6 protein-coding genes and 1 pseudogene are annotated in these 7017 nt (G+C 32.4%); 6 read left to right on the top strand and 1 reads right to left on the bottom strand.

The window, feature by feature from the left end; genetic code table 11:
• Nucleotides 1-187 precede the first annotated feature (187 nt).
• Nucleotides 188-409 carry an acyl-CoA thioester hydrolase gene (locus tag DN394_RS28485; RefSeq protein WP_098392401.1) on the top strand — a complete coding sequence of 74 codons (222 nt, stop codon included), beginning with the start codon at nt 188-190 and terminating at the stop codon, nt 407-409.
• Between the two features lie 92 nt (nt 410-501).
• Nucleotides 502-2007 carry a recombinase family protein gene (locus DN394_RS28480; RefSeq protein ID WP_149294457.1) on the top strand — a complete coding sequence of 502 codons (1506 nt, stop codon included), beginning with the start codon at nt 502-504 and terminating at the stop codon, nt 2005-2007.
• A 121-nt stretch (nt 2008-2128) separates the two neighbouring features.
• Here the strand turns inward: DN394_RS28480 and DN394_RS29170 are convergent, their stop codons facing one another.
• Nucleotides 2129-2323, bottom strand: a complete 195-nt coding sequence (locus DN394_RS29170; protein ID WP_098822936.1) for a hypothetical protein — start codon at nt 2321-2323, stop codon at nt 2129-2131.
• 801 nt (nt 2324-3124) lie between these two features.
• On the opposite strand from DN394_RS29170, the gene DN394_RS28475 reads away from it, so the two are divergent.
• The 4 genes and pseudogenes from DN394_RS28475 to DN394_RS29670 all read left to right on the top strand — a co-directional run.
• Nucleotides 3125-5005, top strand: coding sequence for an FtsX-like permease family protein (locus tag DN394_RS28475; protein WP_097993931.1), 1881 nt, complete (start codon nt 3125-3127; stop codon nt 5003-5005).
• Nucleotides 5006-5121: 116 nt separating this feature from the next.
• On the top strand, nt 5122-5409 hold the full coding sequence (locus DN394_RS28470) for an AbrB/MazE/SpoVT family DNA-binding domain-containing protein (RefSeq protein ID WP_000648282.1): 288 nt from the start codon (nt 5122-5124) through the stop codon (nt 5407-5409).
• 274 nt (nt 5410-5683) lie between these two features.
• Nucleotides 5684-6634, top strand: a complete 951-nt coding sequence (locus tag DN394_RS28465; protein WP_098704889.1) for a serine protease — start codon at nt 5684-5686, stop codon at nt 6632-6634.
• 213 nt (nt 6635-6847) lie between these two features.
• Nucleotides 6848-7017, top strand: a pseudogene (locus DN394_RS29670) (UDP-glucose--hexose-1-phosphate uridylyltransferase); the annotation flags it as partial.

Genomic DNA, 7017 nt, shown 5'->3' with positions numbered 1-7017 from the left:
TATTAATCTAGTTATTTTTCTGCGTAAAGATTTATTAAAAAAAGTTAAAACTAATTTTTTGATTTGGTTTCCACATTTAAATGAACTATATATAATAGCTTCGAAATGCAAAATAAAGTATTTTTGAGCTTTTTAAATAGAGCATTTATATAGTTAGAAATTTATTGAGAGGGCGGGTTGATGTAATGTGAAGAATACAATTTTCGGCACTGTAAACGAACAAATCAAAGTAATGAATCGGGAACATTTGGAAGATGGATTAACTAGAACAACTTTTAAGTATGGAAAATTCACTGTTGTCGGAGTAAGTAATGAACCATCAACAGAAGCTATTAAACGAATGGCTGAAAATATGAATAGTATTGCTGAAAAATATGTAAACGAAGAATTAGAACAAAATATTGCTTGATTAATATAATTATTCCCTTCTAAACTATTTAAAAATTACCAGTATTTGTTAAAATGATTTGTATATTACATGACAAAATGAGGTGTCATAACATGAAACCAAATATTAAAGAAGTGGCTATTTATTTAAGAAAATCAAGAGATGAGTCTGATGGAAAAGAAGATGTTCTAGCAAAACATGAAAGTTTACTTTTAGAGTATGTAAAAAATCACAATCTTAAATATGAGATTTATAAAGAAATTGGTAGTTCTGAATATATTGACTCAAGACCAAAGATGGTTCGTTTGTTAAATGATGTTAGCCAAAAACTATATGATGCAGTTTTAGTTGTTGATTTAGACCGACTATCACGTGGTGACCTTGAAGAGATGGGACGTATTGGAAGGATTTTTAAAGATTCTAAAACAATAGTATTAACGCCAACTAAAACATATGATTTTAATGATGAAGAGCAAGCACTTATTAATAACTTTGAAATGGTATTTGCCAATCATGAGTTTCGTATGATAAAAAAGCGAATGCTTCGTGGTAAGTTACAAGGTACAAAAGCAGGGAAATGGACAAATGGAAGACCGCCATTTCCATATGTTTATAATCGCCTAACGAAGGAACTTGATGTTGATTCAGATAAAGTGAAAGTTTACGAATTTATGAAAAAGATGTTTTTGGAAGACATGAAAGCAACCTATGAAATTGCTTGGAAGTTGAATGAGTTAGGATTTAAGACTAACAGGAACAGTTATTGGTATGAAAATACAGTTCGCAGGCTATTAATAAATGAAGTGCATTTAGGAAAAGTTGTATATGGAAAGACTTCCGGAAGTGGTTCAAAGAAAAAGCTGAATGCAAATGGTGTTCAAATAAAAGATAGGTCTGAATGGATTATCGCTGAAGGTTCACATCAACCATTAAAAACTGAGGAAGAGCACCAACGTATATTAGCAATACTTGAATCAAGAAGATATACACCAAAGGGAACAAGAACAAATGTCCAAGTACTTTCAAAGTTGATATACTGTGGTAAATGCAATAGGGTAATGTCTTTTACTGGAAAGGCTAGTGGTAAGAGATACGTAAAAACTTGTTTGACAACAGATCGTTTTGGATATCGCTGTCATAATAGGAGTCTTAATGTTGAAGTTATTTATGCTCAATTATTTTTGGATTTAGAGCGATATGAACAACAATTGCTTAGTCATGAATCAAAAGAAAAACAGGATGATAATTCAACACTTCAACTAGCTTTACAAAATAAAGATGAAGAGTTAGAGCGATTAGAGAAAGGTATTGAACGCATTAAAGATTTATTTATTGATGAAATAATTGATAAATTAGAGATGCAGAAGCGAATTGAAAAACAAAAACAATTAATGCAAACAAAGAAAGAGGAAATTCGGTCTATTGAACAATCACTTGCAGTTATAGAGAATGTAAGAACAGACAATGACCGAATAAATGCAATTAAGGAATTTAAGAAGGTATGGAATACGGAAGGTATTAGTAAAAGAGAACTGAATACTCTTGCTAAACAATTGATTGATAGGATTGAATATGTTCGTGAAGGTAATAATGTGAAAATTAATATAAAGTTTTTATAACCTATTCAAAAATAATTGAATAGGTTTTTTTACAAAAACAAAAAATGAGAAGGCGTCCCTCCTCATTCTTTGGAAAGCCGATCAAGGCGTCCCTATCTCGAACTTTCACTTTTGCTAAGTACTATCTTATCTTCCATAGTATGTAGATAAAGACAGAGGCAAAAAGCATAGTACACGTGTAGCTAAATGTGTTGACTTCAATGGAAATGATGATTGCATGTAACCAAGTAAAGAATTGAATCCCAAGAAGCCCTAATAAAAATAAAATAAAGTTTGAAATGAAGTACATCGCTGGTTTTAACCTAATTAATAACATGTGCAGTTCCCCTTTTTCTTTTTTTATTGGATATAATATCCTGGGTAACAACTATAGAATCCGTTGCAGCGCTACCCAGGCTTAGAAATTGGGGAAACACAATTATAGGTTAAAATAACAGCTTGTCTTCATCTCTGTAAGCCAAAAATTTCGTAAGGAGAAAAACACAAATTAATTAGGTAGTTTACCCAGCGAAAGTAAACTTTTTAATTAAACTTCTAAAACATTAAACTATAAGCATTATAAATCACTCAATTTTTTGCGGGAAATTGACTCTGCCTATAAGTTTTTTTCTTTTAACAATTAGTATAGATCTCGAACATTCAAAAGATATTTGATTTGTTTTCATTTGTAACATCTCCTTCATACTTTTTTCGTCTTACATAAGTAATTATACTAATTTTAGAATGTAAAATTCAAGAAAAAAATCCTAAACATGGACAGTTTATTAGGTATAGAATTTAAACGAAGTATACTTAGAGAATAATAGTGATATTGGAGGAGGATTTATTGCATATTAATTTGAAAAAGTTAGAGAATTAAAGGTGGGCTAGTTTGTGAAAGAACGTTTATAGTTAAATCATTTATTTCCCATAGGGGAGAGTATTTTTTTAAGTGAAATGTAAGAACGTCAGCATTTTTGTCCATTGATTGCTTTTAATCTCAGACTAATATAAAAAAATAGAAGTTTCACCAGAAAACCTTTCAATAATGTAAGGTTTTTGTCATTTGAATCGATGGAAGGTATTTCCGTACTTTACTAATATAAGAACATAGTTAGTAGAAGGGCGGAGAAGTAATATGAATATTAGAGAACTCGCATATCGGAATGTGACGCGAAATAGACGAACATATTCAGCGTATTTTTTAAGTAGTGCATTTGCTATTATGGCCTTTTTTGTGTATTCATTTTTTGCGTTTCATCCAGCATTAAGTGCTGGAGAATTGGGCCAGTACGTGTTCGTAAGTATGTCTTTTGCACAGTCCATTATTTACTTATTTACATTTTTCTTTATTTTATATTCGATGGGAATGTTTTTAAAAACGAGAAAGCGTGAATTAGGAATTTTAATGATGTTAGGTATGACGAAATATCAATTAAAGCGTCTTATCTTCTTTGAAAATATTATGATTGGGATAGGGGCAATTGTTTTTGGAATTCTTGCAGGAATGTTATTTTCTGGAATATTAATATTTGTAGCTCCGATGATATTAAAATTAGATATTTCCTTAGCCTATTACATACCAATGAAAGCAATTATTGTAACGAGTATTATGTTTTTCATATTATTTATAATTATTTCATTGTTTAGTGCAGGAATGATTCAAAAAAATAAAATTATGAAATTGTTTAGAGGGTCAGCAGAAGCGAAGCCGGAACCGAAAGCATCTATTATTTCTTCTATATTAGCGGTCATATTGCTTAGTGCCGGATATGCAGGAGCGCTTATGTCACACGGCGCAATGGTATTTATCATGATGATTCCTGTTACAACGGTAGTCATTATTGGTACGTATTTGCTGTACAAGCAGTTGAGTGTCTTTATTATTAGACTATGTAAAAAAAGTAAACGTTTTTATTGGACACAGACAAATATTATTACGTTGTCAGATTTAGCTTACCGTATGAGAGATAACGCAAGAATGTTTTTTATTGTAACCATCATTTCAACTGTAGCATTTTCAGCAATAGGTACATTAGTTGGCTTTACATCAATGACAAAGGCGATTATGGAGAGACCAATTGCGTTTCACTATCATTCTAAGCAAGGAAATAGTAATGAATCACAGCATTTGAAGATGATTGACGAAGGATTAAAGAAACATAGTATAGCAGCTTCTAAAGCTACTATTTCAACGAAAAGGGCAGAGGAGCAGTCCTTAAGAAGTGCTATTTTCATAAAAGAATCAGATTATGAGAAATATGCGAAGTTAACAGGAGAACCATTTCAAACTGTAGCAAATAAAGAAGCTTTATCTTTGTCAATCGATATACCAGGACCACCGATGAAGGAAAGAAAAGAAATTACTTTACCACATTTGAATGAACCTTTAAAAGTGAAAAAAGTTAATACTTCTTCATTAAGTAAAATACTAAGAGGTAACGTTTATGTAATCTCTAAAAATCAATATGATGCATTACAAGATGGATTTAAAGAGGAAAAAGATTATGTGTACAAAACAGAAGGAACGAAAGATGAAATTGAAGTTGGTAAAGAACTTACGCATCAGATGAAGACTTATGAAGAACATGCAACGTTTAGTGCAGAAGAGTACGAACAAAACCAAAGTTTACAAATCGCAGGACCAATTTTATTTGTAGGTTTCTTTATTGGTATAGTATTTTTCGTATGTGCAGGAAGTTTCCTTTACTTCCGTTTGTTTTCTGATTTGGAGGATGATACTCGTTTGTTTGAAATGATTCGAAAAGTAGGCTTAACGAGTGGAGAGTTATCGAAAGTAGTTACAATCCGATTGGCACTTTTATTCTTCGTTCCTATAGGTGTTGCAACATTACATGGAGCAGTAGCGCTAACTGCTCTGGGACAGATGTTTGAGTACTCACTATTTAAAGAAAATGCGATTGTATTAAGTATTTTCGTAGGAATTCAAGTTGGTTACTTTTTACTGATAAGATCTCGTTATTTAAAACAATTGAAAGAGAGATTACGTATTCGATAAATGTGTTTTTTTAACTTGAGTACAAAATTTTCTAAAAAGAGACAAGTATTACCAAAAAGTGATAAAATGGAAAGAGCGAGGTGGAAAAAAATAATAGAAAGTAAGGGGGGAGTATTATGAAAGCAACAGGAATTATTCGAAAAGTAGACGAATTAGGACGAATTGTTATTCCTAAAGAGTTAAGAGAAGTATTAGGAATCCAAATCAAATCACCACTTGAAATTTTCGTAGAAGCAGATAAAGTCATTTTACAAAAATATCAACCTTACAATGCTTGTCAAATAACAGGTGATGTTTCAGATCAAAACATATCATTAGCAAATGGAAACATTACTGTTAGTATAGATGGAGCGAAACATTTAATAAAAGAAATAGAGAAGTTTTTAAATAAGAGTGAGGCTTAGTCTTAATTTATTTTATTTTTAAAATTTCATATCATTCTTTAAAAACTATAAAAGGACCATTAAATTGGTCCTTTTATTTTTGTTATTGGTTGTACCAATCGGATGTTTGGTGCCTAAAAATTACGAGATTAATAAAAGAGTAGTATAAAATTAGTAAGCTTTATTGAGAAATATTTTTAAGGAAGGAAAACGAAACGAATAAAACGAATGTTACATTTAAACGTTTTCAAAAGTGGTCTGAAATGAAAATAATATATTTTCAGGAGGGATTACGATGAATAGTAGTACAGCGAATAAACAAAAAGGTATACAATTGATTCCTTTTACAGTAGATAAGGTGGTTGAACAAGTAAATGAAATCCCGCCAGGTGTACAACTCATTCATGCTCCACAAGTATGGGAGAAGAGTGCGAAAGGAAAAGATATTGTTGTTGCCGTATTAGATACAGGTTGTGATGTGAATCATATTGATTTAAAGGATCGTATTATCGGTGGAAGAAATTTCACGAAAGATTACGAAGGGGATCCAAATATTTATCTTGATAATAACGGACACGGTACTCATGTAGCGGGGACAATTGCAGCGAATGAAAATGGTGTCGGTGTTTTAGGAGTCGCACCACTTGCTAAAATGTTAGTATTAAAGGTTTTAGCGGGAGATGGTTCTGGAAGTTATGAGCAAATTATTGAGGCGATTCATTATGCTGTAAATTGGAGAGGGCCTAATAAAGAAAGAGTTAGAGTCATTTCAATGTCACTTGGTGGCCCGCAAGACGTTCCAGAATTACATGAAGCAATTCAAAATGCGGTAAGGCAAGATGTTCTCGTCGTATGTGCTGCTGGAAATAATGGAGATTGCGATGATAACACGGAGGAGCTAGACTTCCCAGGTGCTTATTCTGAGGTAATTGAAGTTGGTGCTGTTAATTTAGAACGGAAAATCGCATGTTTTAGTAATTCAAATCAAGAAATCGATTTAGTGGCGCCAGGCGATGGAATATTATCTACGTATCCTGAAGGGAAATATGCTGTATTAAGTGGTACTTCTATGGCGACACCGCATGTTGCTGGAGCGCTGGCCTTACTCATTAAGCAGTGTGAGAGAGAATATGGTAGAAAGTTATCAGAGCCAGAAATATATGCACAACTTATTAAAAGAACTGTACCTTTAGGGTATGAACGTACATCTGAAGGTAATGGATTAATAGATTTATTAAAAGAATAGCAAATACTAAAAAAAACATCTCCTATTCATAGGAGATGTTTTTTAGTATGGTTTTGTTGCATGTACTGGGGAATCTAGTATTTAATTTTTTTTTACGAAATGTATATTAGGCTGGTGGTTATGCCGTACGTCTGTTCATAAAATTATAAAAGGTACATAGAACTGGCATCGTAACAACGAAAACCGCTATAAGGTTAGAGGAGGTATATACTGATGATATATCCAGCTATCCAGCAGTTAATTGATCGTGCTATTGAAGTTCAATTAATTGAAAAAGAAGATGAAATATATACAAGGAATCAAATCCTTTCCTTACTTCGTTTAGATGACTTTGTAGTGGAAGCGTCAGCGCCCGCACCCGCGCCCGCACCCGCACCCGCACC

This window comes from Bacillus sp. BB081 (assembly GCF_008368895.1).
GTDB lineage: Bacteria > Bacillota > Bacilli > Bacillales > Bacillaceae_G > Bacillus_A > Bacillus_A wiedmannii.
This window is presented reverse-complemented; position numbering and strand designations above follow the sequence as displayed.

What these genes read in the sequence shown, in the direction of transcription:
- DN394_RS28480 (WP_149294457.1), top strand. Translation starts at nt 502, where the DNA reads ATGAAACCAAATATTAAAGAAGTGGCTATTTATTTAAGAAAATCAAGA.
- DN394_RS29170 (WP_098822936.1), bottom strand. Translation starts at nt 2,323, where the DNA reads ATGTTATTAATTAGGTTAAAACCAGCGATGTACTTCATTTCAAACTTT.
- DN394_RS28475 (WP_097993931.1), top strand. Translation starts at nt 3,125, where the DNA reads ATGAATATTAGAGAACTCGCATATCGGAATGTGACGCGAAATAGACGA.
- DN394_RS28470 (WP_000648282.1), top strand. Translation starts at nt 5,122, where the DNA reads ATGAAAGCAACAGGAATTATTCGAAAAGTAGACGAATTAGGACGAATT.
- DN394_RS28465 (WP_098704889.1), top strand. Translation starts at nt 5,684, where the DNA reads ATGAATAGTAGTACAGCGAATAAACAAAAAGGTATACAATTGATTCCT.